Origin of the sequence: Klebsiella sp. HMSC09D12 (assembly GCF_001808475.1) — a bacterium.
Classification (GTDB): Bacteria; Pseudomonadota; Gammaproteobacteria; order Enterobacterales; family Enterobacteriaceae; genus Klebsiella; species Klebsiella oxytoca.
Map to the genome: position 1 here is coordinate 17,791 of NZ_KV793382.1, position 24,358 is coordinate 42,148.

Annotated in this window: 23 protein-coding genes and 1 riboswitch; of the genes, 14 read left to right on the forward strand and 9 right to left on the reverse strand. The window is 55.0% G+C overall.

The annotated features are described in order from the left end of the window. The first annotated feature begins 128 nt into the window (after positions 1–128). Entirely contained in the window at positions 129–1,178 is a 1,050-nt protein-coding gene (locus HMPREF3178_RS01170) for an AI-2E family transporter (RefSeq protein ID WP_004106590.1), read from the forward strand. Here the strand turns inward: HMPREF3178_RS01170 and arnF are convergent. From arnF to HMPREF3178_RS01210, 8 genes are all read right to left on the reverse strand, one after another. Then, positions 1,175–1,558, reverse strand: coding sequence for a 4-amino-4-deoxy-L-arabinose-phosphoundecaprenol flippase subunit ArnF (gene arnF / locus HMPREF3178_RS01175; RefSeq protein WP_004106591.1), 384 nt, complete (start codon positions 1,556–1,558; stop codon positions 1,175–1,177). The two genes, HMPREF3178_RS01170 and arnF, sit on opposite strands and share 4 nt — an antisense overlap. Next, positions 1,558–1,896, reverse strand: a complete 339-nt coding sequence (gene arnE, locus HMPREF3178_RS01180) for a 4-amino-4-deoxy-L-arabinose-phosphoundecaprenol flippase subunit ArnE (RefSeq protein WP_004106593.1) — start codon at positions 1,894–1,896, stop codon at positions 1,558–1,560. The genes arnF and arnE overlap by 1 nt, the downstream gene beginning before the upstream one ends. Next, positions 1,893–3,548 (reverse strand): lipid IV(A) 4-amino-4-deoxy-L-arabinosyltransferase, encoded by a 1,656-nt coding sequence (gene arnT / locus HMPREF3178_RS01185; protein WP_016807573.1) that lies wholly within the window; start codon positions 3,546–3,548, stop codon positions 1,893–1,895. The genes arnE and arnT overlap by 4 nt, the downstream gene beginning before the upstream one ends. Then, positions 3,548–4,450: a 4-deoxy-4-formamido-L-arabinose-phosphoundecaprenol deformylase gene (arnD, locus tag HMPREF3178_RS01190; protein WP_004116116.1), complete on the reverse strand. Its 903-nt coding sequence runs from the start codon at positions 4,448–4,450 to the stop codon at positions 3,548–3,550. The genes arnT and arnD overlap by 1 nt, the downstream gene beginning before the upstream one ends. Further along, entirely contained in the window at positions 4,447–6,432 is a 1,986-nt protein-coding gene (gene arnA / locus HMPREF3178_RS01195; protein WP_070584972.1) for a bifunctional UDP-4-amino-4-deoxy-L-arabinose formyltransferase/UDP-glucuronic acid oxidase ArnA, read from the reverse strand. The genes arnD and arnA overlap by 4 nt, the downstream gene beginning before the upstream one ends. Beyond that, positions 6,429–7,412: an undecaprenyl-phosphate 4-deoxy-4-formamido-L-arabinose transferase gene (gene arnC / locus HMPREF3178_RS01200; RefSeq protein ID WP_004106606.1), complete on the reverse strand. Its 984-nt coding sequence runs from the start codon at positions 7,410–7,412 to the stop codon at positions 6,429–6,431. The genes arnA and arnC overlap by 4 nt, the downstream gene beginning before the upstream one ends. 1 nt (position 7,413) lies before the next feature. Next, positions 7,414–8,553 carry a UDP-4-amino-4-deoxy-L-arabinose aminotransferase gene (arnB, locus tag HMPREF3178_RS01205; RefSeq protein WP_016807571.1) on the reverse strand — a complete coding sequence of 380 codons (1,140 nt, stop codon included), beginning with the start codon at positions 8,551–8,553 and terminating at the stop codon, positions 7,414–7,416. A 399-nt stretch (positions 8,554–8,952) separates the two neighbouring features. Beyond that, positions 8,953–9,459, reverse strand: coding sequence for a phenolic acid decarboxylase (locus HMPREF3178_RS01210; protein WP_029496771.1), 507 nt, complete (start codon positions 9,457–9,459; stop codon positions 8,953–8,955). A gap of 97 nt (positions 9,460–9,556) precedes the next feature. On the opposite strand from HMPREF3178_RS01210, the gene HMPREF3178_RS01215 reads away from it, so the two are divergent. The 8 genes from HMPREF3178_RS01215 (at position 9,557) to HMPREF3178_RS01250 (ending at position 17,382) form a co-directional block, all read left to right on the forward strand. Then, complete coding sequence (locus HMPREF3178_RS01215; protein WP_004116128.1) at positions 9,557–10,417, forward strand: LysR family transcriptional regulator; 861 nt, start codon at positions 9,557–9,559, stop codon at positions 10,415–10,417. A gap of 250 nt (positions 10,418–10,667) precedes the next feature. After that, entirely contained in the window at positions 10,668–12,236 is a 1,569-nt protein-coding gene (gene nikA / locus HMPREF3178_RS01220) for a nickel ABC transporter substrate-binding protein (RefSeq protein ID WP_017145289.1), read from the forward strand. Then, a complete protein-coding gene (gene nikB, locus HMPREF3178_RS01225) occupies positions 12,236–13,180 on the forward strand; it encodes a nickel ABC transporter permease subunit NikB (RefSeq protein ID WP_017145288.1) in 945 nt (314 codons plus the stop codon). The genes nikA and nikB overlap by 1 nt, the downstream gene beginning before the upstream one ends. After that, positions 13,177–14,010, forward strand: coding sequence for a nickel ABC transporter permease subunit NikC (nikC, locus tag HMPREF3178_RS01230; RefSeq protein ID WP_016807567.1), 834 nt, complete (start codon positions 13,177–13,179; stop codon positions 14,008–14,010). Before nikB ends, nikC begins: the two co-directional genes overlap by 4 nt. After that, positions 14,010–14,771: a nickel import ATP-binding protein NikD gene (nikD, locus tag HMPREF3178_RS01235; RefSeq protein ID WP_004106623.1), complete on the forward strand. Its 762-nt coding sequence runs from the start codon at positions 14,010–14,012 to the stop codon at positions 14,769–14,771. Before nikC ends, nikD begins: the two co-directional genes overlap by 1 nt. Then, complete coding sequence (gene nikE / locus HMPREF3178_RS01240) at positions 14,771–15,541, forward strand: nickel import ATP-binding protein NikE (protein WP_017145287.1); 771 nt, start codon at positions 14,771–14,773, stop codon at positions 15,539–15,541. Before nikD ends, nikE begins: the two co-directional genes overlap by 1 nt. Positions 15,542–15,546: 5 nt before the next feature. Then, on the forward strand, positions 15,547–15,963 hold the full coding sequence (nikR, locus tag HMPREF3178_RS01245; protein WP_004106628.1) for a nickel-responsive transcriptional regulator NikR: 417 nt from the start codon (positions 15,547–15,549) through the stop codon (positions 15,961–15,963). 165 nt (positions 15,964–16,128) lie between these two features. Next, positions 16,129–16,312, forward strand: a riboswitch (M-box (ykoK) riboswitch). Positions 16,313–16,368: 56 nt separating this feature from the next. Further along, positions 16,369–17,382, forward strand: coding sequence for a magnesium transporter (locus HMPREF3178_RS01250; RefSeq protein ID WP_017145286.1), 1,014 nt, complete (start codon positions 16,369–16,371; stop codon positions 17,380–17,382). Here the strand turns inward: HMPREF3178_RS01250 and HMPREF3178_RS29265 are convergent. Next, the gene (locus HMPREF3178_RS29265) at positions 17,348–17,680 is read right to left on the reverse strand and encodes a LysR family transcriptional regulator (RefSeq protein WP_004116154.1); all 333 of its coding nucleotides are present in this window, start codon (positions 17,678–17,680) and stop codon (positions 17,348–17,350) included. The two genes, HMPREF3178_RS01250 and HMPREF3178_RS29265, sit on opposite strands and share 35 nt — an antisense overlap. 333 nt (positions 17,681–18,013) lie before the next feature. Here HMPREF3178_RS29265 and HMPREF3178_RS01255 point away from each other — a divergent pair, with 333 nt between their 5' ends. The 5 genes from HMPREF3178_RS01255 (at position 18,014) to HMPREF3178_RS01275 (ending at position 24,337) form a co-directional block, all read left to right on the forward strand. Beyond that, positions 18,014–18,967, forward strand: a complete 954-nt coding sequence (locus HMPREF3178_RS01255; protein WP_004106636.1) for a hydroxyacid dehydrogenase — start codon at positions 18,014–18,016, stop codon at positions 18,965–18,967. 10 nt (positions 18,968–18,977) lie between these two features. Next, positions 18,978–19,676, forward strand: coding sequence for an RraA family protein (locus tag HMPREF3178_RS01260; protein ID WP_004106638.1), 699 nt, complete (start codon positions 18,978–18,980; stop codon positions 19,674–19,676). A 66-nt stretch (positions 19,677–19,742) separates the two neighbouring features. Continuing rightward, on the forward strand, positions 19,743–21,137 hold the full coding sequence (locus HMPREF3178_RS01265) for a DASS family sodium-coupled anion symporter (protein WP_004106639.1): 1,395 nt from the start codon (positions 19,743–19,745) through the stop codon (positions 21,135–21,137). A 12-nt stretch (positions 21,138–21,149) separates the two neighbouring features. Further along, positions 21,150–22,313 (forward strand): metallo-dependent hydrolase, encoded by a 1,164-nt coding sequence (locus HMPREF3178_RS01270; RefSeq protein WP_017145285.1) that lies wholly within the window; start codon positions 21,150–21,152, stop codon positions 22,311–22,313. Positions 22,314–22,453: 140 nt separating this feature from the next. Then, the gene (locus tag HMPREF3178_RS01275) at positions 22,454–24,337 is read left to right on the forward strand and encodes a sigma-54-dependent Fis family transcriptional regulator (RefSeq protein ID WP_017145284.1); all 1,884 of its coding nucleotides are present in this window, start codon (positions 22,454–22,456) and stop codon (positions 24,335–24,337) included. Positions 24,338–24,358 lie beyond the last annotated feature (21 nt).

A 24,358-nucleotide genomic window follows, 5' to 3' on the forward strand; every position in this document is an offset into this window, starting at 1 on the left:
TTCCACCAGATTTTTACAACAGTGTTTCATTTCTACCACGCCGCACGTTATAAATCAGCAGCCAGATTAGGATTCCTGGCAGCAAGCCAGACGCTACACTTAATGAAAATCATAGAAAGGAAGAGTGAATGACAACCCCTCAGCCCGATAAAACGGGCATGCATATTCTGCTCAAACTGGCGTCACTGGTGGTTATCCTCGCCGGTATCCACGCCGCGGCAGATATCATCGTACAGCTATTACTGGCGTTGTTCTTCGCCATTGTCCTGAATCCGCTGGTCACCTGGTTTATTCGCCGCGGTATCAGACGTCCGGTAGCCATTACCATCGTGGTCGTGGTGATGCTGATCGTACTTACCGCGTTAATTGGCGTGCTGGCCGCGTCGGTTAACGAATTCGTCGCCATGCTGCCAAAGTATAATAAGGAGCTGACGGCGAAAGTCCTGCGCCTGCAGGAGGCGCTGCCGTTTTTGCATATTCACATGTCCCCGGAACGTATGCTGCAACGCATGGACTCCGACAAGCTAATGACGTTCACTACCGTCCTGATGACTGGCCTCTCCGGCGCCATGGCCAGCGTTATTTTACTGGTCATGACCGTGGTCTTTATGCTGTTTGAAGTCCGTCATGTCCCCTATAAACTCCGCTTTGCACTGAACAACCCGCAAATCCATATCGCCGGTCTTCACCGGGCGTTAAAAGGCGTCTCGCATTATCTGGCGCTGAAAACGTTGCTCAGCCTGTGGACAGGGGGGATTATCTGGTTAGGACTGATGCTGATGGGGGTTCAGTTTGCGCTGATGTGGGGCGTGTTGGCTTTTCTGCTGAACTATGTGCCTAACATTGGCTCGGTGATTTCCGCCGTCCCGCCAATGATCCAGGCGTTACTTTTTAACGGTTATTACGAATGCCTGCTGGTTGGCGCGCTCTTTTTAGTCGTGCATATGATTATCGGCAATATTCTCGAACCACGCATGATGGGCCACCGGTTGGGCATGTCTACGCTGGTAGTTTTCCTCTCATTGCTGGTCTGGGGGTGGCTGCTTGGCCCGGTGGGAATGCTGCTGTCGGTGCCGTTAACCAGCGTCTGTAAAATATGGATGGAAACCACTAAAGGCGGCAGTAAGTTAGCCATCCTGCTCGGGCCCGGACGCCCGAAAAGCAGGCTGCCGGGCTAGCCCTGCCGCTTCACCGGCCAGAAGATCGTCAGCACCCCGGCGACAATCAGCAGCACGCCCAGCAGCGATTGCCAGTGGAAAGGTTCATGCCAGCCGGGGAGCCAGATGGCGGCGGCCCAGACCAGAATGTAGCTCAGGCTCAGCAGCGCGTAGGCTTTCGCCAGCGGCAGCTGATGCAGGGCAAAGTACCAGCAGACCATCGACAGCAGGTAACCCAAAAGACCAAACGCCAGGCCAAAGGTGCCCGCCCGCAGATGCAGCAGATGGTTGAGGAAGGTAAATAGATCCGTCAGCGGCGGCAGCTCGACCATCGCGCTGCGCAGCAGCAGCTGCGCGCCGCTCACCAGTCCGACACTGAATAACGCCCAGATTAAGCCCATCAGATGCGGCTCCCCAGAATAACGATCCCAACGACGATAAGCGCCACGCCAAACCAGTGGCGGCGTGCGACCGGCTCGCGCCAGATCCCCCATGCTGCCAGCGTCACCCAGACAAAGTTCAGGCTCAGCATAGGGTAGGCGATGCTGACCGGAATCGACTGCAGCACGCTAAGCCACAGCAGCATGCTACAGCCCAGAGAGAGCAGCGCCAGCCCCAGCCAGCCAAGAATATGGTGCCCGCGCCGCCCGGATTTGGACGGGCGGGTCGCCTGTTTCTGGCACAGCTGTCCGGCGCAGCTCAGCAGGCTGGCGAAAACCAGACAGATCCACACGCTCATTGCGGCAGGTACTGGATAAACACTACCCGCCCCAGCTCATAAGAGCTATCCGGTTTCGGTAGCGGTAGATCGGCCATACTCTCTCCTTTATCCATCAGCAGAACCAACGAGATCGGCCCCTGCTGGCGGTGCGCCGCTAACCAGTCAGCAAATTGCGCCTTATCGACAAACTGGTGCTGCGCATCCGGCCAGGAGAGACCATATTTCAGCTCGCCCTGCTTGTCGAACAGGATAATATCGCTGCGCTTCAGCTCCCAGGACAGTCCGCCGGCAATACCGACGTTATTGGTCAACACGTAGCGGCTCGGCGTCAACGATTCGCTCACGATATCCACCATAAACTGCGGCTGCTTGCTGTCGATAACCCGGTCGGGAATCGCGAAACCCACCAGCAGCGCCAACCCCAGCGGGCAGCACGCGGCAAGCGTCCAGCGGCGACCGTTATTCTTCATCGCCAGCCATCCCATCAGCGCCCAACAGCCGAATATTAGCGCCGCCAGCAGGCATTTATACAGCTCAATATGGCTCCATACCGGCTTGTGCATAAAGCCCCACGGCGAAACCACCAGCACCGCTACCAGACCAATCAGGCCAAAAGCCAGGTTGATCGCGCCGTTAATTTTCAGCGCTTTCGCCCCCGCCTTTGCCGCATCCAGCGCGTAGCGCGCCATCAGAATCGACAGCGGCGCGAAACACGGCAGGATGTAGGTCGGAAGCTTACCCTTAGCAATGCTGAAGAACAGAAACGGCATCGCCACCCATCCGAGCAAATAGAGCGCCCCGCGCGACTCGTCGCGCTCGGTCCAGCCGCGCTTGAGCGCTCCCGGCAGCAGCGCCAGCCACGGCAGGCTTCCGGCAATCAGGAACGGGATGTAGTACCAGAACGGCGCTTTATGCTGGGCATCTTTTTCCGCGAAACGCTGGATATGTTCAACCCAGAAGAAGTAGCGCCAGAAGTCCGGCTCTCGTTTGGCGATGGCCAGCCCCCACGGCAGAACCACCAGCGCGCAGACGCCCACCGCCAGCCAGCCGTAAGTCAGCACTTCACGCCAGCGTTTACGCGCAATGACCCATGGCAGCACTCCAACCACCGGCACCGCCAGCGCGAGGAAGCCTTTGGTCATCACCCCCATCCCGCAGGCCACGCCCAGCAAGACGTAGCCGAAGATTTTACCGCTGTGGCTTTGAGCCTGCGCCGCACCCCAGAAGCTGCACATTGCCAGCGCCAGCCACATGGTAATCATCGGGTCGAGCACCGCATAGGTGCCGATACCGTAGACCAGCAGCGCGGTCAGGAATATCACTGCCGACAAAATCGCCAGGCGTTTATCGCGGAAAATACGCCATGCCAGCCAGGCCACCAGCAGGGCGGTGACGGTAATGGAGAACACCACCCCAAAGCGGACGGCAAAATTATTATGACCGAATAGCCACTGGCCGATGCTGTTGATCCAGTAGCCGGCAATCGGCTTCTCAAAGTAGCGCAGACCGAGGAAGTGCGGCACCACCCAGTCGCCGGTCGCCAGCATTTCGCGGCTGATCTCCGCGTAGCGGGTTTCATCCGGTTGCCACAGCAGGCGGAAGTTGAGGGGGAGTAAATAGTAGAGGACAAAAAGGGCGACCAGAGAGGCGCCGTAGCGAATGCTTTTCATCAAACACCCGAATTCAGTAATTGTTCACGCCCAAGCCAGCCTTCCCGGCCGGCTAATTCACCACGAACCACCTTGCCTCGCGGCAGCGCGCTAAAATCGGCGGGCAGCAGCTGGCTTAGCGGGCAAAAACGGATCTCTTGCTGAGCGGCCATGGTCAGCAGCTCGTCAAACTGTTGCGCAAAGGCGATCCCTTCCACTTCAGCGTGGATGGTATAGACCGGGGTGCCCTTATCGCGGTGGATGCAATCCAGCAGATAGCGATTGAAGCCCGCAATATCGACCGCGCTGCCGACCACTTCATCCCAGGTGGGTAAGGTGACCGGGATCTGCACGGTCCCGGAAGCGCCGTTACCGAGCTGCGGCAGAAAAGGGGCGGTTCCCCGGCAGTCGCTGTTGTAGAGGAAATCAAACGCCTCTTTGGCTTTAATGACCCGCTGATCGGCACGCCAGCCGGCAACGGCGGAGCAGGTCACCGGACGACCGATGATCCGCTCCAGCTCCAGCAGCCCGCGCTCCACCTCCAGCGTCAACTTCTCCTGCGGCCAGACTCCGCTCCACGTTTGCCAGCTATAGTGATCCCAGGCGTGCAGACCGACTTCATGCTCCTGCGCGGCGGCACGTATAACCTCTTCATTGCCCGCGCCGATCCTGCGCCCTGGCCAGGCGGTACCTGCCAGCAGGATATCCCAGCCGTACAGCGAAGCGGCCTTTGAGCGCAGCATCTTCCACAGAAATTTCGGTTTTATCAGGCGCCATAAATGACGCCCCATATTGTCCGGCCCGACGCTGAAAAAGAAGCTTGCCTGAATCCCGTGCTGGCTCAGCAGAGCCAGCAGCCGCGGGACCCCGTCCCGCGTGCCGCGAAAGGTATCGACATCTATGCGTAAGCCGACCTGTTTCATGATTTGCCGTTGTCCGTCAATTCAACCGTGCGCAGGAAGAAGTCCAGGGTATGTTTCACGGTCTCTTCCATTTCGACCGTCGGCACCCAGTTCAGGCAGCGTTTCGCGTTGCGAATGCTGGGCTTACGGTGCTCGACGTCCTGATAACCCTTCCCGTAATAATCGCTGCTTTCCACTTCGCGGAAACCGGCAAACGGCGGGAAACGGTCGCGCAGCGGATGACGTTCAAAGCAGGCCAGCAGCATTTCCGCCAGCTCTTTGATGCTCGCTTCGTTATCCGGGTTACCGATGTTGATGATCTGCCCGTCGCAGCGGCCGTCTTTGTTCTCAATGATGCGGAACAGCGCTTCGATACCGTCGCTGATATCGGTGAAGCAGCGCTTCTGTTTCCCGCCTTCAATCAGCTTGATCGGCGAGCCTTCTACCAGGTTGAGGATCAGTTGAGTAATGGCGCGAGAGCTGCCGATACGCGCGGCGTTCAGGTTATCAAGGCGCGGCCCCATCCAGTTGAACGGACGGAACAGGGTAAACTTCAGGCCGTTCTTATCGCCGTAGGCCCAGATCACGCGAGCCAGTAGCTGCTTGGAGACCGAGTAGATCCAGCGCTGTTTGTTAATCGGCCCGACGACCAGATTAGAGGCATCTTCATCGAAATTGTTGTCGGTGCACATGCCGTACACTTCCGAGGTCGACGGGAAAATGATGCGCTTATCGTACTTCACGCAGTCGCGGATAATCTTCAGGTTCTCTTCGAAATCCAGCTCAAACACGCGCAGCGGGTTACGGGTATATTCGATTGGCGTGGCAATCGCCACCAGCGGCAGGACCACATCGCACTTCTTGATGTGATACTCGATCCACTCGGAGTGGATGCTGATATCGCCCTCAACGAAGTGGAAACGCGGGTTGTCGAGGAAGCGGCTGATGGCGTCTGAGCCAATGTCCAGTCCGTAAATCTCGTAGTTGTCGTCCTGCAGCAGACGCTCGGTCAGGTGGTTGCCGATAAAACCGTTCACCCCGAGGATCAGCACGCGGGTGCGGCGCTTAATCGCCACGACCGGTTTGCTGCTCAGCACCGCTCCGGCTACCAGCCCCAGCGCCTGCGCCAGCTGCGTACCCTGCATATAAACGCCGCGCTCGGTCTGCCCGGTGACGATTTCTAATGCCCCTTCCTGACAGGCGACGACCAGCGGCGTGACGGAAAGCACGGTCCCCGCTTTGGCGGCGGGTAGATCGTCACGTACGCGGGACTTCCAGACGATAAACTTGTTCGCGCCGGCATAGCCGAACGCGCCCGGCCATGGATCGGAAACCGCGCGCACAAGATTATGCAGGCTCCGGGCGGAGTGCTCCCAGTCGAGGCGACCGTCTTCCGGCGTGCGGCGACCGACCCAGGTCGCCTGGCTTTCATCCTGCGCGCGCTCTTCGATTTTGCCATCGCGGATCGCGGGCAGCGCCTGAGCCAGCAGGTCCGACGCCGCAGCGCAGAGTTTACGATGCAGGGCCAGCGCCGCCTCATCCTCGCCGATAGCTACGCTTTTCTGCGCTACGATATTCCCGGCATCGGCGCGGTTCACCATGCGGTGCAGCGTCACGCCAGTTTCGCTTTCGCCGTTGACCAGCACCCAGTTCAGCGGCGCGCGGCCGCGGTATTTCGGCAGCAGGGAACCATGCAGGTTAAAAGCCCCCTGCGGCGCGATATTCAGAATGTCCTCGCACAGCAGATTGCGGTAATAGAACGAGAACAGCACGTCCGGTTTTATCTCGCGGAGACGTTCGATCCACAGCGGATGATTCACATCTTCCGGCGCCCATACCGGAATACCTTGTTCCGCGGCAATGCGCGCCACGGAGCCAAAGAAATGGTTTTCGCCAGGGTTATCCGGATGGGTAAAAATGGCGGCGATGTCATAACCGGCATCCAGCAGAGACTGAATACCTGCACAACCCATATCGTGATAAGCGAAGACTACGGCTTTCATGAACGATCTTCCTCTTGAGATGCCGTTTCCGGCTGGCGAACAACACGTTGAATAAAGTAGCGGGGACGGGCGCGAACGTCGTTATAGATACGGCCGATATACTCCCCGAGCAGACCCATACCGACGAACTGGGCGCCGATAAACATAAACAGCACCGCGAACAGCATGAACACCCCTTCCGCCGCCCACTGCGGGCCAAATACCAGGCGCAGCACCACCAGCAGCAGACCGAAGGCGAAGCCCAGCAGAGCGATGGCGCTGCCGAACAGGCTCAGCAGGCGCAGCGGCGTGGTAGTCAGGCAGGTCACCAGGTCATACATCAGGTTAATCAGACGCATAAAACTGTATTTGGAATCACCGAACTCGCGCTCGGCGTGCATCACCGGGATCTCCACCGCGCGACGGGCAAAAGTATTCGCCAGAATCGGGATAAAGGTACTGCGCTCATGGCAGTTAAGCATCGCGTCGATAATATGGCGGCGATAGGCGCGCAGCATGCAGCCGTAATCGCCCATCGCTTTACCGGTGGTGCGCTGAATCAGACGATTGATCATCCTGGAGGCGCTTTTACGGAACCAGGTATCCTGGCGATTCTGACGCACGGTACCGACAACGTCGTAGCCTTCGTCGGCCTTCTCCACCAGGCGCGGGATCTCTTCCGGCGGGTTTTGCAGGTCAGCATCAAGGGTGATGATCAGGTCGCCGGTGACGTGGCTAAAACCCGCCATAATTGCCGAGTGCTGGCCGTAGTTGCGGTTCAACAGTACCGCCACTACATGGCTGCCTTCGGCTTCAGCGGCTTCGGTCAGCATTCGCGCCGAGTCATCGCTGCTGCCATCGTCGACCAGCAGAATTTCATACTGCCGACCGAGCGTCGCGCAGGCGGTATCGGTACGGCGGATAAGCTCCGGCAGGCTCTCCTGCTCGTTATAGACAGGAATAACGACCGAGACCTTTTTCACGGGAGGATAGCTAAACATATCAACGTCCTGACAGCTGGTGCAGTGCGGAAATGACCCGAGTGACATCGTCGTCGGTCATATCCGGGAACAACGGGATGGAACAAATGCGCGCGCTGTTCCATTCCGTATGCGGTAATGAAACGTCGGGGAAACGCTCGCGGTAATACTTTTGCGTATGCGCGGCGCGGAAGTGCAGACCGGTGCCAATGCCCATGGCCTTCAGTTTTTCCATCAGGGCATCGCGGCTGATACCGCAGGCGGCTTCATCAACGCGGATAATAAACAGGTGCCAGGCGTGCTGATGCTCCCATGACGGCACCGCCAGCGGCCTGAAAGGCGTATCCGCCAGCTCGCGGAGATAGCGTTGCGCAATGGCGGCACGGCGCTGATTGGCGGCGGCAAGCTTGTCCAGCTGCACCAGCGCCAGCGCGGCGTTGATATCCGCCAGATTGTATTTAAAGCCCGGCGAAATCACCTCCGCCTGCGGGGCGCGGCCCAGGGTCTGCCGATCGTAAGCATCTACGCCGAGGCCGTGGAACTTCAGGCTGCGAATACGTGCGGCCAGTTCATCATCGTCGGTTACAACCAGCCCGCCTTCGGCGCAGGTCATATTTTTGATCGCATGGAATGAGAAAATGGCGGTGCCGCGCCAGCCGACGTGACGGCCTTTGTAGTACGTCCCTGCCGCGTGGGCGGCATCTTCAATCACCGGAATAGCGTGACGCTCGGCAATCGCGCGGATGGCGTCGATATCCACCGGCGCGCCCGCATAGTGCACCGGGACGATCGCCTTGGTCCGTGGAGTGATCGCCGCTTCAACCGCTTCGGGAGTAATCATCAGGTTATCGGGATCGACATCGATCATCACCGGCGTCGCGCCGAGCAGGCAGATCATGTTCAGCGTGGAGACCCAGGTCTGCGAAGGGGTGATCACTTCATCGCCGGCGCTGATACCCAGCGCCATCAGCGTAACGTGCATGCCGCCGGTCGCCGAACTGACGGCGATGGCGTGGCGGTTGCCGGTTAATGCGCAAAACGCTTCTTCCAGCGCCTGATTTTTCGGTCCGGTGGTGATCCAGCCGGATTGCAAAACTTCACGCAGCGCAGCCAGCTCTGCGTCGCCCATCGACGGGCGCGAAAACGGCAAAAAATCGCTCATCATTTTCCTGTTCTGTAATTGACCCGACTAAACACGGGGTCGATAAGAAATATCCTGCACCTGCTGACTTAAACAAAATGAAAATGAAAGCAAATCAGTCCGATGCCGCGTTTCATTACTTTGTATTCAGATGTTATTAAATCTAGACAGGTTTGCTTAGGATAATATTAAGAAATTAATATTAATTAATTTATAATGATAATTATGTTTAAATTCAATCAGGTAGGAAAAATTTCAGCGTGAGAAAGGGATGTGTAGCGTTCCCGCCATATGGCGAAATAGCGGGAACGCAGTGGGGAAAAGTAAACGGAGGTTAAACCACTTTTCAATTAGCCATTTTTAAACATGGATGACCAAATATAAAAAATCCAGTCGAATCACTAAACTATTTCAAAATTATTACAGATTGCCAGGAAAATTTTCAGGCAATTCATTAGCCGGGCAATTAATCACTTCGTCATTATCCGCGCCGCAATCGCGCACAAAAGTGATAGTGGCAAACTCATCAATCACCTCCGTCGGATACGCCGGGCCGGCTTCACGGTAGGAAACCATCAGCGGGATATGATCGTTCTGGAAGCAGACGGTTTTTTCCGGATTATTCATCACCCAGCGTGGGAAAAAGATAGTGCCGTGGAACAGTTTGTCGCCGAGGTTTACGATCAGGCTGACGTCGGTACCGGTCGGTTCGGTCCAGGAAATTTTGTAGATGCTTTCACCAACGCGAACGATGTAAGCCTGTTGATCTTTCACCCAACGATTCGCGACGATGCCGCTGTGAATGCGGTAATCCAGAGTGGTGGCGTTTTTCACGTAAATTTCGTAGTTCCAGCCATTATCATAGGTATAAAACAGATGTTTACCGATAAAACCGCTCATGTCATGTTTGTCGAATGTGCTCATAATTTGTTCTCCTCTATTTGTTGAGAACAAGCATACTGCTTTAAAAAATGGATGAATAACGCTATGTTTGGATTAAACTCATTCAATTTTTAGATGAATCATGCACAAGACTACGCTGGAACAATGGGCGCTGCTGGAAAAGGTGGTCGAACTGGGTAGCTTCGCGAAGGCGGCGGAAGAGACCCACCGCAGTCAGTCGTCGGTGAGCTATAATCTCGCGCTGCTGCAGGAGCGCCTCGGCGTCACGCTACTCACGCCATCGGGCCGTCGCGCGGTGCTGACCCCGGCGGGTGAGCTGCTGCTTGGCCAGGTTAAACCGCTGCTGCAGGCCTTCGCTTACGTCGAAACCCATGCCGCCACCCTGCGCGACGGCACGCGGACCCGACTGGACCTGGTGGTCGACAGCATTTTTCCGCGCGAGCGGCTGTTCGCCATTCTGCGCCAGTTTCAACAGCGCTATCCGCAGACCCAGGTCAGGCTGACCGAAGTGCTGGAAAACGTTGAAGAGGAACATCCGGCCCGCAGCGAGGCGGACGTGATGGTGCTGACCCGCCGCCAGGATATTACCGGCCGCGGAGAATGGCTGATGAATATTGATTTTGTCGCCGTCGCCCATCGCGAGCATCCGCTCTCCGCGCTTCAGGGACCGCTGGATGATAACGCGCTGGCCCCCTGGCCGCTGGTGCGCATCGCCGATCGCAGCAACGACCCGCAATCCTCCCGCGATGCATGGACCTTTTCCACCATTGATGCCGCCATTGATGCGGTGCTGTACCAGGTCGGTTTCGGCTGGCTGCCGGAGGAGCGTATTCGCCCTCAGCTACAGCAAGGAGTGCTGAAGATGCTGCCGCTGGGACACGGCGCGCGGCGCGCCACGCCGCTGCATTTGATCGTTAAGCGTGATTTAACGCCCATTGATGAGCAGGTCGCCACGCTGCTGGATCTGTTCAGAACCCCCTGAGGGTCTGATAGCCCGGACAGATGCGCAGCATCGCCTCCGGGAATCTCTGCCACGCTGCGCTCTGCTCCCGAAGCTGATGCTTCAAGGCTTGCGCTACGCTTAGCCAGGCTGCAGGCGGGTTCACAATCGCATACAGCCGAAAGAGACATACCATTTTCTTATACTTTCAGCCCCTATATTGATCCAGCTTACGTCGAAAGTATGATGAATTATTAAAATCGTCATACTTTCCTGTCGCTGAGAAAATGCTTTGTCTATCATCCGCACCACCCTGCTGGCGCTATTCGCCTGCGCTCCGTTGCTGGCCTGCGCCGCGCCCAATGAACTCACCACCGCATGGCCGGTCAACGTGGGGCCGCTTAATCCTCACCTCTACACGCCCAACCAGATGTTCGCACAGAGCATGGTCTATGAACCGCTGGTAAAGTATCAGGCGGATGGCTCAGTAAAACCCTGGCTGGCCAAAAGCTGGACCCACTCGGCGGACGGCAAAGTCTGGACCTTCACCCTGCGCGATGATGTGACATTTTCCAACGGCGAAGCGTTTGACGCCCATGCCGCCGCGGAGAACTTCCGCGTGGTGCTCGATAACCGCCAGCGCCACGCCTGGCTGGAGCTGGTCAATCAGATTGTCGATGTCAAAGCGCTCAGCCAAAACCAACTGCAAATCACCCTGAAAAGTGCGTATTACCCGTTCCTGCAAGAGCTGGCCCTGCCGCGCCCTTTCCGCTTTATCGCCCCGTCGCAGTTTAAAGACAATGAGACCCTGCACGGCATTAAAGCGCCGATTGGCACCGGCCCTTGGGTACTGAAGGCATCAAAACTCAATCAGTACGACGTGCTGGTGCGTAACGATCGCTACTGGGGCGAAAAGCCGCAGATTGAAAAGATTACCGTCAAGGTGATCCCGGACCCGACGACCCGCGCTGTAGCTTTTGAAACCGGAGATATCGACCTGCTCTACGGCAACGAAGGGCTGCTGCCGCTCGACACCTTCGCGCGCTTTAGCCAGAACCCGGCATACCATACCCGGCTTTCCCGGCCAATAGAGACGGTGATGCTGGCGCTAAATTCCGCCAAAGCGCCCACCAGTGAGCTGTTGGTGCGTGAAGCGCTGAACTACGCGGTGAATAAAAAATCGCTGATTGATAACGCTCTGTACGGCACGCAGCAGGTTGCGGATACGCTGTTTGCCCCCACCGTGCCTTATGCCGACATTGGCCTGACGCCGCGCCGGTACGATCCGCAGCAGGCGAAAGCGTTGCTGGAAAAAGCGGGCTGGCTACTGCCTGCGGGAAAAGAGATTCGCGAGAAAAACGGCCAGCCGCTGCGCGTTGAACTGTCGTTCATTGGCACTGACGCCCTGAGCAAGTCGATGGCGGAAATCATTCAGGCCGATATGCGGCAGATTGGCGTGGACGTGGCGCTGGTCGGCGAGGAAGAGAGCAGTATTTATGCCCGCCAGCGCGATGGTCGCTTCGGCATGATTTTCAACCGCACCTGGGGGGCGCCGTACGATCCGCACGCCTTTATGAGTTCGATGCGCGTGCCGTCGCACGCCGATTTTCAGGCGCAGCAGGGTTTAGCCGACAAACCGGTTATTGATAAAGAGATTGGCGAGGTGCTGGAAACCACCGACGAACCCCACCGTCAGGTGTTGTACCGCGACATTCTGACCCGTCTGCACAATGACGCGGTGTATCTGCCCATCAGCTATGTCTCGACGATGGTGGTCGCCAGACCGGAGCTGGGTGCTATTCCTTACGCGCCGATTGCGTCTGAAATTCCGTTTGAACAAATTAAACCGGTGAAACCCTGATGCTACGTTACGCGCTACGGCGGATCTCGCTGCTGATCCCGATGATCTTCGCCGCCTCGGTGATTATCTTCCTCATGCTGCGCCTGGGCACCGGCGACCCGGCGCTCGACTATTTGCGTCTGTCGAACCTGCCGCCAACGCCAGAGATGGTCACCTCTACCCGCGTGATGCTGGGACTGGATCAGCCGCTTATCGTCCAGTACGGCAGCTGGCTGTGGCAGGCGCTGCATCTGGATTTCGGCATCTCGTTCGCCACTCAGCGTCCGGTGCTGGATGACATGCTGAACTTCCTGCCCGCCACGCTACAGCTGGCGGGGGCTGCGCTGGTGTTGATTCTCCTCACCTCCGTACCGCTCGGTATTTGGGCGGCGCGGCATCGTGACCGCCTGCCGGATTTTATTGTGCGGGTTATCGCCTTTCTTGGCGTGTCGATGCCCAACTTCTGGCTTGCCTTTCTGCTGGTGATGTTCTTTTCAGTTTACCTGCAATGGTTGCCTGCGATGGGCTATGGCGGCTGGCAGCACATCATTCTACCGGCGGTGTCGATTGCCTTTATGTCGCTGGCGATCAACGCTCGTCTGCTGCGCGCCAGTATGCTGGAAGTCGCCGGGCAGCGCCATGTGACCTGGGCCAGACTGCGCGGTCTGAACGAGAAACAAACCGAACGTCGTCATATTTTGCGTAACGCTTCGCTGCCGATGATCACCGCCGTAGGAATGCATATCGGCGAGCTGATTGGCGGCACGATGATTATCGAGAATATCTTTGCCTGGCCCGGCGTGGGGCGTTATGCCGTTTCGGCGATATTTAACCGCGACTATCCGGTGATTCAGTGCTTTACGCTGATGATGGTGATTGTTTTTGTGGTTTGTAACCTGATGGTTGATCTGTTGAATGCCGCGCTGGATCCGCGCATTCGTCGCCATGAAGGAGCGCACTCGTGAACGTTTTCCTCTCTTCGCGCTGGTCTGTCCGCCTCTCTTTCATCATCATCGCCCTGCTGGCGGTAATTGCGCTCACCAGCCAGTGGTGGTTGCCGTACGATCCGCAGGCGATTGATCTTCCTTCGCGCCTGTTGACCCCTGATAGTCAACACTGGCTGGGCACCGATCATCTGGGGCGCGATATCTTCTCGCGCCTGCTGGCGGCAACACGCGTATCGCTTGGCTCGGTGATGGCCTGCCTGCTGCTGGTGCTGGCGCTGGGATTGATCGTCGGCGGCAGCGCGGGGCTTATCGGTGGTCGCGTCGATCAGGTCACCATGCGCATCGCGGATATGTTTATGACTTTCCCGACCTCGATCCTCTCTTTCTTTATGGTCGGCGTGCTGGGAACCGGGCTGACCAATGTGATTATCGCCATCGCCCTGTCGCACTGGGCGTGGTACGCACGGATGGTGCGCAGCCTGACCCTCTCCCTGCGCCAGCGCGAATTTGTGCTCGCTTCCCGGCTTTCCGGCGCGGGCCATGTTCGGGTGTTTATCGACCATCTGGCCGGTGCCGTGATTCCGTCTCTGCTGGTACTGGCGACGCTGGATATTGGTCACATGATGCTGCACGTCGCCGGGATGTCGTTCCTTGGCCTCGGCGTCACCGCGCCCACCGCCGAATGGGGGGTGATGATTAACGACGCGCGCCAATATATCTGGACCCAGCCGCTGCAAATGTTCTGGCCGGGGCTGGCGCTATTTATCACCGTGATGGCCTTTAACATGGTGGGTGACGCGCTGCGCGATCGTCTGGACCCTCATCTGGTTACGGAGCATACCCACTGATGCCGCAACAAATTGAACTGCAAAACATCGCCTTACGGGCCGAGCGTCCGCTGGTGCACGGCGTTTCTTTGACGATCAAACGCGGACGCGTGCTGGCGCTGGTTGGCGGCAGCGGCAGCGGCAAATCCCTGACCTGCGCCGCGGCGCTGGGCATTTTGCCTCCCGGCGTACGCCAGACGGCCGGGATAATCCTTGCCGACGGCCAGCCGGTTTCTCCCTGTGCGCTACGCGGCAGCAAAATCGCCACCATTATGCAGAATCCGCGCAGCGCTTTTAATCCGCTGCGAACAATGGCCGATCACGCCCGGGAAACCTGCCGGGCCCTGGATAAAGCCTCAGACGACGCCACGCTTATTGCGGCGCTGGAAGCCGTCGGGCTGGAGAACGCGCCGCGCGTGCTCAAGCTATACCCGTTTGAGATGAGCGGCGGCATGCTGCAGCGAATGATGATTGCTATGGCGTTGCTGTGCGATGCGCCCTTTATCGTTGCCGACGAACCCACCACCGATCTGGACGCGGTGGTCCAGGCACGCATTCTCGATCTGCTGGTAAGTATTATGCAAAACCGCGGCCCCGGCATGCTGCTGGTGACGCATGATATGGGGGTGGTGGCCAGGCTGGCGGACGATGTCGCGGTAATGGATAGCGGCAGCATTGTGGAACAGGGCGATGTGGAATCACTGTTTCGCGCCCCGCGACACGACATCACCCGCGGGCTGGTGGCGGCGCATCTCGCCCTTTATGGTCTGGAGCTAAGCTGATGACATTACTGACCGCCTCGACAATTACCCATCACTACCCGGACTTAAAGGTGCTAACAGAGGTCTCTTTAGCGCTGAAAAGCGGTGAAACCGTGGCCCTGCTGGGGCGTAGCGGCTGCGGCAAAAGCACGCTGGCGCGCCTGCTCGTCGGCCTGGAATCCCCAACGCAGGGTCGCATCTGCTGGCGGGGAGAGCCGCTCTCCAGGCTCAATCGCGCTAAACAAAAGGCGTTCCGTCGGGATATTCAGATGGTGTTTCAGGACGCCATCAGCGCGGTCAATCCGCGTAAAACCGTACGCGAGATTCTGCGCGAGCCTATGCGTCACCTGCTATCGTTGACGAAAGCGGAGCAGCTGGCCCGGGCCAGCGAAATGCTCAGGGCGGTGGATCTTGACGATAGCGTGCTGAATAAGCGCCCCCCGCAGCTGAGCGGCGGGCAGCTACAGCGCATCTGCCTGGCGCGGGCGCTGACGGTAGAACCGAAGCTGCTGATCCTGGATGAGGCGGTTTCTAACCTCGACCTCGTGATCCAGGCGAGCGTTATTCGTCTGCTCAAAAAGCTCCAGCAGCAGTTCGGCACCGCCTGCCTTTTTATCACCCACGATTTACGCCTGGTTGAGCGCTTTTGCCAGCGGGTGATGGTGATGGATGAGGGGAAAATCGTGGAGATACAAACCGTGGGCGTGGCATTAACTTTTTCCTCTGACGCCGGTCGCGTGTTACAAAATGCGGTACTTCCCGCCTTTCCCGTGCGCCGAAATAAGGTTTAAGCCAGATGCAACGAATTACCATTACTCTCGATGACGATTTACTCGATACGCTGGATAGCCTGAGCCAGCGCCGTGGCTACAACAACCGTTCCGAAGCGATCCGCGATATTCTGCGCGGCGCGCTGGCCCAGGAGGCCGCTCAGGAGCACGGTACCCAGGGCTTCGCGGTGCTCTCTTACGTCTATGAACATGAGAAACGCGATCTCGCCAGCCGTTTAGTCTCCACCCAACATCACCACCACGATCTCTCCGTCGCCACTCTGCATGTGCATATTAATCACGACGATTGTCTGGAAATTGCCGTGCTGAAGGGGGATATGGGCGACGTTCAGCATTTTGCCGATGACGTTATCGCCCAGCGCGGCGTGCGCCACGGCCATTTGCAGTGCCTGCCGACGGAGAAGGAATCTCCTCACTCATAAACTGTGCGCGGCGATAAACGGCTTTTTAACTCGCGAGTGGGGCTAACGCTATCATGCTGGCTCGTTAGCCCATGCGCCTCGCAGCGGTTTTTCTCAACCATTAATAAACGACATGAATTATACGTTTGGTTAATTATTTCACTTCGCTAATAATCACGTCTCATTTAACGATCTCGTTATGGCGAGGCTCCTGCATAAACATAAGTTACCGCCCTGTTGGTATCGAGAGAGACCACTCAGGGAAATACAGGCTTCCATCGAATCAAGGTGTTGCCAAGGTAACTTCTGACGGCGTTCATGTCGGACAGATACGTTGTGCAGTGCTAAAACCAGGACGTAGGGATCTGCCTGTGCTCATCCTGTCTTGTTCGCCCCTATGAGTGATTTTTTATAGGGAATTACACCATGTCTTCCATTCAACTGTGCGCCGCACACCAGGCGACTTCGACTTTCGACGGCGACGCAATTGCCCAGTACATGCGTACCGATTTTATTACCCTGCCGGAGCATCTCAGCGTTCATGAGGCGCGAGAACTGTTCGTTTCTCAGCTGGCCAGCGATGAGATCCCCGGCCAGGTTTTTGTCGTCGCCGGAAAAAAACTGCGCGGCAGTTTATCGATTAAAAAGCTGCTGCAGGAGAGCGATACCGCGCAATCCATCCGTTATTTAATGGATAGCTGTCTGTTTCGCGTCAGGCCCGACGACCCGCGCCCGCAGGTGGTCGCCGAACTCGGCGAGCGCGGGCTCGATCTGGTGCCGGTGGTCGAAAAGGGTAAGCTGGTCGGCTGCCTGATGGAAAAAGAGATCGCTCATCTGCTGGAAGATGACGTGACCGAGGATGCTCAGCGCCAGGGGGCGACGCTGCCGCTGGAAAAGCCCTATCTGGAAACCAGCCCGTGGGCGCTGTGGAAAAAACGTTCGGTATGGCTGCTGCTGCTCTTTGTCGCCGAAGCCTACACCAGCAGCGTGTTACAGCATTTTGAAGAGGCGCTGGAATCGGCTATCGCGCTGGCCTTTTTCATACCACTGCTGATTGGTACCGGCGGAAACAGCGGAACGCAGATAACCTCTACGCTAGTACGTTCGATGGCGCTCGGGGAAGTGCGACTGCGCGATATGGGACGCGTGATCCGCAAAGAGGTCTCAACCTCGCTGCTGATCGCCATCACGCTCGGCCTGGCGGGCTGCCTGCGCGCCTGGATGATGGGCATCGGCATGGAGATCACCCTGATTGTCAGCCTGACGCTGGTATGCATCACCCTGTGGAGCGCGGTGGTGTCGTCGGTGATCCCCCTGACGCTTAAGCGCGTCGGCATCGACCCGGCGGTGGTGTCAGCGCCGTTTATCGCCACCCTCATCGACGGTACCGGATTAATTATCTATTTTAAAATCGCCCAGTATTTTCTTGGCCTGAATTGATTATTGCGCCCGGCGGGCACGTCTTGCCGGGCTGTTTTATTCCCGCACGAATATCAGCAATCGCATTAAGCAATCTCAGTAAATCCGGTGCAAGTCGATAAAAAGCGTGCCCTTTCTCCGTTAAAATAACTTTTCTGATATTCCTGCCACGCGTAATCAGGTTAAAACCCAGTTCATTTTCTAGCGCACATATGCTGGTTGTTATTAGCGAAGGGGCAATACTCAGCCGCTGCGATGCAAAGTGAATACTCCCCTCCCGAACCATAAGCATGAATATCTCCACCTGTGATTTATTCATTGCCGAAATTCCTCCTGATTAAACCTTTGGCTTACGTTTTAAGTTGTCCATTACGCAATGTCAATCGGTACAAACGGCCCCTCCGCCCCTACAAATAAAATAAAGTGTGAAGCTGACCGCTAGCGCATTTAATTATGCATTTCAGCCATTTCATTATTAAATATCCAGTCTCGCGGCGGCGTCTGCGGATGTGAACGACATCACTATAAGCCAGCCAACCAAAAAACAAAATATTCATATCTATCAATCAATTAAAGAAAACGCACTTGCTGAATTAATTTATGGCACACGCCATGCAATTACCTCCACGTAATCAACACTGGAGATAGTTAAATGACGTACAAAATTTTACTCCCGCAGGAAATCATGGCTGAAGGGAGAGAATACCTGGAAAGTCGCGGTTATCAGCTGATTAACGGATCAGGGATGGAAGAAGAAGATATCATTCGCGACATCGGGGACTGCGACGGTATTATCGTACGCCTTTCAAAAATGTCCGATCGCGTATTTGAGGCGGCTAAAAAGCTGAAAGTCGTTGCACGACACGGTGCCGGTTACGATACGGTCGATCTGGAGTCAGCGAAACGTCACGGCGTAGTCGTATTAAATGCGCCAATTGCGAACAGCATGTCCGTTGCCGAACTGGCCATATTTTATATGCTGCACTGCTCGCGTAATTTCAAGCTGGTACAGGAAAAGATGCTTGAAGATTATTACTGGGCAAAACTGCGCACGCCAAAAGTGGAGCTGGATGGTAAAACGCTGGGTCTGATTGGCGTGGGAAATATCGGTTCACGCGTGGCAATCAAAGCGCTGCATGGCTTTAATATGAAAGTTATCGCCTACGATCCGTATAAAACCCAGCAGCAGATCCCCGAAGGCGTAGAACTCACCGACGATTTTGACCGTATTTTCAAAGAGAGCGACTTCGTTTCTCTGCACTGCCCGACGACCGCGGAAACCACCGATTTTGTTGGTGAGAAACAGTTTTCCATGATGAAGCCCACCGCCTACTTCATTAATACCGCACGCGGAAAGCTGGTTGATGAAAAAGCGCTGTATCACGCCTTGAGCACCCACGCTATCGCCGGAGCGGGCGTGGACGTCTTAAAGAAAGAGCCGTTTGATGCCAACGATCCGATTTTCTCGCTAAGCAATATCGTGATTGCCCCGCACATTGGCGCCGCCACTATCGAAGCGACCGACAGAGCCTCGCTCCATTCCGCGATTGGCATTGATGAAGTCTTATCCGGTAAGAAACCATCCTGGCCGGTGCCGGGTTTTTAAGGAGAAAAACATGACTATTGGTAACCGTATTTTTTTAAAACGTCCGGCCTGCAGCGTTGATCTTCTGAAAGAATTTGAACAGCTCCCGGCGGCGAATATTGCTGACACCATGAATCGTATTGCCGTACTGGGTAACGGGATTAAACGGATTTCTTCGCCGAAAAAACCGATTATGGCGGGCTTCGCCATCACCGTAAAAGTTCGTGCGGGCGATAACCTGATGCTGCACGCCGCGCTGGATATGGCGGGTGAGAACGATGTGATTGTGGTCTCCAACGAAGGCGACCGTTCGCGAGCGCTGATGGGCGAGATCATGGTGGCCTACGCCCACTGCATGAAGAAAGTCGCCGGTATCGTGCTGGACGGGCCAATCCGTGACATCGATGCGCTGTCGGTTCTCGATTTTCCACTGTTCGCCACCGGCTCCAACCCCGCAGGCCCGTTTAAACAAGGTCCTGGCGAGGTGAACACGCCGATCGCCGTTGGCGGCGTCGCGGTTTGTCCGGGCGACCTGATCGTCGGCGATGCGGATGGCGTCATTGTTATCCCCCTCGGCGACGCAGAAGCCGTACTGAATAAAGCCAAAGATTATGCAAAATTCGATGCAAGCAAAGTAGAGGCCGCGAAAAACGGCACCGCGAATCGCCTTTGGGTCAAAAAATCACTGGATGAGACAGGCGTTGAGTTTATCGACGACATGTATCGTTAATTTGATTAAATAATATCAGGCCGCGGTGCCCTGACGGGCCGTGGCTTTAAAGCAAAGGTAATAAAAATGCTTTATTTAAAACTCTTGCCCATTATCTTTTTTCCCGTTTTATTTTGGATAATACCGCACCCGGAAGGCGTCGCCGCGCCGACCTGGCATATGGTTGGCATCTATCTGGCGATGCTGTGCGGACTGGTTTTACGTCCGTTTACCGATGCGGTCATTATGCTGATTATTCTCGGGTTTGCCTCTCTGGTTCTCGACCCTGCTCCTCTGTTTGCGGGTTTTGGTAGCCCGATGGTCTGGTTTATCATCAGCGCCTTTATTATTTGCAAAGCGTTTGTCATTACCGGTCTGGGTAAACGTATCGCCTATCTGCTGCTAAAACGCTACGGTAAAAATACCCTCACCCTGGGCTATCTGATGATGGTGACGGATACCGTACTGGCCCCGGCAACGGGTTCAAATATGTCCCGTTCCGGAGGCATCACCTATCCCATCTTCAGGAACATCGCCGAAGCGCTGGGCTCGAAGCCCGACGACGGTAGCCGGAAAATCGGCGCCTATCTAACCATCCTGATGTACGTCGTCTCAATGGGAACCTCCAGCCTGTTTCTGACGGGGATGGCGACCAACTCAATTACCGTCTCGCTGGCTAACGAGATCATGAAAGTGAATCTCGAATGGATGACCTGGTTTAAAGCCGCCATTGTGCCCGCCGGACTGGTGCTGCTGCTCGCGCCATGGATTCTGTATAAAATCTACGCCCCGGAACTCAAAGTTATTGATAACGTCAACGAAATTGCTGAAAAAGGCCTGCGTGAACTGGGTCCGGTAAAGCGCGAAGAGAAGCTGTTGATCGTATTCTTTATTCTGGGCGTACTCGGCTGGATGACGGGCTCCATTACCGGCATCGCCTTTATTCCCGTCGGCCTGGCTTTCCTCGCCTGCCTGCTGCTTTTCGGCGTCCTGAGCTGGAACGACGTGGTGAGCGAAAAATCGGCCTGGCAGACCTTCGTCTGGTACGGCGCGTTTTATGGATGCGCAGTTGCGCTATCAAAAGGCGGGTTCTATGTCTTCCTGGTCGACGTTATCAAAAACTATCTTGACCTGTCGCACCTGAATGAAATCAGCGCGATTGCCGTCCTGGTCTTTATCAGCCTTGCTGTCCGCTATTTCTTTGTCTCTAATAGCGCGTTCGTGGTCTCATTCTACCCGGTACTTTTTACCCTGGGAATGACGACTCAGGCGCATCCTATGTATGTGGCGCTTTCTCTGGCCTTCTCCGCAGGCTATGGCGCATTGCTGACGCACTATGGCAACGGCGCTGGCGTATTTACGTTCTCCAGCGGCTACGTGCCGCAAAAAACATTCTGGATGCTGGGCACCATCATGGTGGTGGTCAACGTATTAATCTTCTTCCTGATCGGTATTCCCTACTGGAAGTTTATCGGCATTTAACAGGAGCATAAAATGAAACTGGATATTCTGATTAAAAACGGTCTGGTCGCCGATCTTGATAGCCGCGATTATATTAATCGCAATATTGGCATCATCGGCGATCGTATCGTTGACTTAAATGCCGTTGATGATTTACAGGCCGAAACGGTTATTGATGCCGCAGGTTGTATCGTACTGCCTGGCTTAATCGACTTCCATGGCCATGTTTTTCATGGCGGGACCGCCATCAGTGTTAACCCTGATATCGTATGCTTGCCAAATGGGGTCACCAGTATGGTCGATGCCGGCAGCAGCGGCTGGGTAAATTATCAGCTTTTTCGCAATAGCGTGATTCATCCTGCCATGGTGAAAATCAAAAGCTATCTGAACGTGGTCAACGTCGGACTTTCTACTCTCGGAGGCGGGCCGACCGGTTATCTGGAAAATACCAATCCGGCAAATTACAACGAGGAGAAGATAGCGCAAACGCTGAATGGCAACAGAGACAATATTCTCGGCCTGAAACTACGCTACAGCCAGGATATCGCTAAAGGGAAACAGTACGCCAGCGACCCTCTTCTCTCTACCGTCTCCCTGGCGCGTAAACTGGATACCACGATTTGCGTTCACGTCACGGACTCTCTTCTCTGCGCCGATGAACTAATCCGCTATTTTAATGCCGATGATATTTACGCGCACTGTTTCCACGGCACCGGCCACTCGATTCTCAATGAACAGGGCGAGGTCTATGCGGCGATAAAAGAGGCCCAGTCCCGGGGCGTTATCTTCGACTGTTCAAACGGCGTGGCCCACTTTGATTTTCACGTCGCCAGAACCGCCATGGCGCAGGGATTCTATCCTGATATCATTAGTACCGATCTCACTTTAAGAAATAGCTTACGGACGGATAAGGTCTACAGTCTGCTCCACGTCATGTCGAAATATCTCAACATGGGAATGTCCTTCTTCGATATTGTTCGCGCGGTAACCGCTACGCCGGCCCGCCTGATGAAGATGCAGGGACAAATTGGTACCCTGGCGCCCGGCGCGTTTGCTGATATTTCGATTGTTAAACTGCAAAAAGAGAAGATTGTTTTTGAAGATACTCAGGGCGTTAAAATTGAAGGCGACCGTTACATTGATAACTGCGCTACCCTGTGTAATGGTCAAATTGTCTACCGCCGCCTGCGCTTCTAATCGCTAATTATTAAGCCTTACGTCTACATCGGCGTAAGGCTTTTATTCTGAATCGCGTATAATATGACTTCACTCATTGATTCTCCTCGCGCTCATCATATACTAAGGCTTGCCTACCCTGCTGTCTGCGAGAATAATGCATGAATAATAATGAAATTGTTATCTTTTCAGTTTCCAGGACAATAACCCAACGAATCATGAATGTCCTTATTGAAAGGAAACTCGACATCCCCGTGTATGAATTTCGTTATTCAGAAGTTCTCGATAAAGCCCATGAGATGATTCAATCCGGCACTAAGATAATTATTAGCCGAGGCGGTACCGCCGCACTCCTGCGTAGCAATATTACTATCCCCGTCATTGAAATAGCCCATGATTTTCATGGCGTTTATCGCATCTTACAAGAAGCGAATAGTAAGTCGCAAAAAATCGCCGCCGTTGGTTTCCCGCAGTTTTGCAGCGCCTTACGCCATTACCAGAACATGACCAATGAAGATTTTAAAATTTGTCAGGTTTATAATCATCACGATATTGAAAATGTTATAAAAAATCTTTCGGAGAATAATTACCATACCGTAATCGGCGGACTGACCGTTGCTGAAATGGCTCAAAAATATCACCTCAATGCTATTATGGGGGATACTGATAACATTTCCATTGAGCAGGCCATCAATGAAGCTCACAGTTTATTGAAATACATTAATCGTGAAAACAGCAAACTGATCATGAGCCACTCAGCATTGAATCAGGCGCGTGAAGGTATTATGTGCATCGATCAGCTTGGTGAAATTATCAATATCAACGCTACCGGCGTGGCATTATTCCAATGTCAAGCCGGAGATAAAATATTCAAAAAAGAAGCGTTTAAAGAGATCTACGCCAGTATTATTAATGAATTAGACATCAAAGAGCAGGCTATAGACATCAACGGCGTAACGATTCATATTTCCGTGCGCCACTTTTCTAACCGAAAAATATCTTATGCCGTTATTACGGGGCTAAGCCAGGAGAGCACGCTTTGGCAAAACAGCGTCAACAAAAAAAGTAAGCTGCGCGGTTTTTCCACAACCTGGTCTTTCGACGATATTATTGGCCAGTCGCCGGCCATCCTCGATGTTATAAAAAAAGCCAAACTTTGCGCCCGCCACGAACTGCCGATTCATATTTTAGGTGATACCGGCACGGGCAAAGAACTTTTCGCCCAAAGTATTCACCACTATAGCGCCAGAGGCCATAGTCCTTTTATCGCGATTAACTGCGCGGCCATCCCCGAGAGCATTCTGGAAAGTGAACTCTTTGGCTATGCCGACGGCGCGTTTACCAGCGCGCGAAAGGGCGGCAAACCTGGGGTGTTTGAAATGGCGATGAACGGTACGGTGTTTATCGATGAAATCAGCGAAGCGCCGCTATCGGTACAGGTTAAGCTGCTGCGCGTATTGCAGGAAAAGCAGTTTTCTCGTCTCGGCGGCGATACGCTTATTACCGTCGATTTTCGCCTGATCACCGCCAGCAATAAGGATCTGCGCCAGCTCGTCGCCAACGGTGAATTCCGGCAGGATCTGTACTACAGAATCAATATCCTTGAGTTGACTCTACCGGCCTTACGCCAACGACCGGGCGATATTATGCTGTTAATTCAGCACTTGCTTCATCAGCAGGGTAAGCAAATCACCTTTACCCCCGACGCGGTGGATTTTTTACATAGCTATCGCTGGCCCGGCAATATTCGCGAACTCCAGGCGGTGATCTACCGACTCATTGTGCTGCTCAATATAGACAGGGTGAACAAGGAGATTTTACTCCAGGTTAGTCAAATTACACCCGATGACCATCAGCAACTCGCTCACTCCCCGGCTGTGAGCGTCTCATCCGATGAAACCGATCTATTAAAGAAACAAGAGAAACAACTGATTACCAGCGTAATAGAAAAAACCGACGGAGACAGAACCAGAGCATCGGTCATGCTGGGTATTAGCCCCACCACCCTGTGGCGCAAATTAAAGCAGCATAATATCAGCGGATAAGTCGAAGCCTGCTCCGCTGAT

Excerpts from the sequence above, each read along its gene's own strand:
- nikR (WP_004106628.1), top strand. The coding sequence starts at position 15,547 with ATGCAACGAATTACCATTACTCTCGATGACGATTTACTCGATACGCTG.
- HMPREF3178_RS01270 (WP_017145285.1), top strand. The coding sequence starts at position 21,150 with ATGAAACTGGATATTCTGATTAAAAACGGTCTGGTCGCCGATCTTGAT.
- HMPREF3178_RS01260 (WP_004106638.1), top strand. The coding sequence starts at position 18,978 with ATGACTATTGGTAACCGTATTTTTTTAAAACGTCCGGCCTGCAGCGTT.
- HMPREF3178_RS01170 (WP_004106590.1), top strand. The coding sequence starts at position 129 with ATGACAACCCCTCAGCCCGATAAAACGGGCATGCATATTCTGCTCAAA.
- arnF (WP_004106591.1), bottom strand. The coding sequence starts at position 1,558 with ATGGGCTTAATCTGGGCGTTATTCAGTGTCGGACTGGTGAGCGGCGCG.
- arnE (WP_004106593.1), bottom strand. The coding sequence starts at position 1,896 with ATGAGCGTGTGGATCTGTCTGGTTTTCGCCAGCCTGCTGAGCTGCGCC.
- arnD (WP_004116116.1), bottom strand. The coding sequence starts at position 4,450 with ATGAAACAGGTCGGCTTACGCATAGATGTCGATACCTTTCGCGGCACG.
- HMPREF3178_RS01275 (WP_017145284.1), top strand. The coding sequence starts at position 22,454 with ATGAATAATAATGAAATTGTTATCTTTTCAGTTTCCAGGACAATAACC.
- arnC (WP_004106606.1), bottom strand. The coding sequence starts at position 7,412 with ATGTTTAGCTATCCTCCCGTGAAAAAGGTCTCGGTCGTTATTCCTGTC.
- arnA (WP_070584972.1), bottom strand. The coding sequence starts at position 6,432 with ATGAAAGCCGTAGTCTTCGCTTATCACGATATGGGTTGTGCAGGTATT.
- nikE (WP_017145287.1), top strand. The coding sequence starts at position 14,771 with ATGACATTACTGACCGCCTCGACAATTACCCATCACTACCCGGACTTA.
- HMPREF3178_RS29265 (WP_004116154.1), bottom strand. The coding sequence starts at position 17,680 with ATGAATAAATCACAGGTGGAGATATTCATGCTTATGGTTCGGGAGGGG.
- arnT (WP_016807573.1), bottom strand. The coding sequence starts at position 3,548 with ATGAAAAGCATTCGCTACGGCGCCTCTCTGGTCGCCCTTTTTGTCCTC.
- HMPREF3178_RS01215 (WP_004116128.1), top strand. The coding sequence starts at position 9,557 with ATGCACAAGACTACGCTGGAACAATGGGCGCTGCTGGAAAAGGTGGTC.
- arnB (WP_016807571.1), bottom strand. The coding sequence starts at position 8,553 with ATGAGCGATTTTTTGCCGTTTTCGCGCCCGTCGATGGGCGACGCAGAG.
- HMPREF3178_RS01255 (WP_004106636.1), top strand. The coding sequence starts at position 18,014 with ATGACGTACAAAATTTTACTCCCGCAGGAAATCATGGCTGAAGGGAGA.
- HMPREF3178_RS01250 (WP_017145286.1), top strand. The coding sequence starts at position 16,369 with ATGTCTTCCATTCAACTGTGCGCCGCACACCAGGCGACTTCGACTTTC.
- nikD (WP_004106623.1), top strand. The coding sequence starts at position 14,010 with ATGCCGCAACAAATTGAACTGCAAAACATCGCCTTACGGGCCGAGCGT.
- nikB (WP_017145288.1), top strand. The coding sequence starts at position 12,236 with ATGCTACGTTACGCGCTACGGCGGATCTCGCTGCTGATCCCGATGATC.
- HMPREF3178_RS01265 (WP_004106639.1), top strand. The coding sequence starts at position 19,743 with ATGCTTTATTTAAAACTCTTGCCCATTATCTTTTTTCCCGTTTTATTT.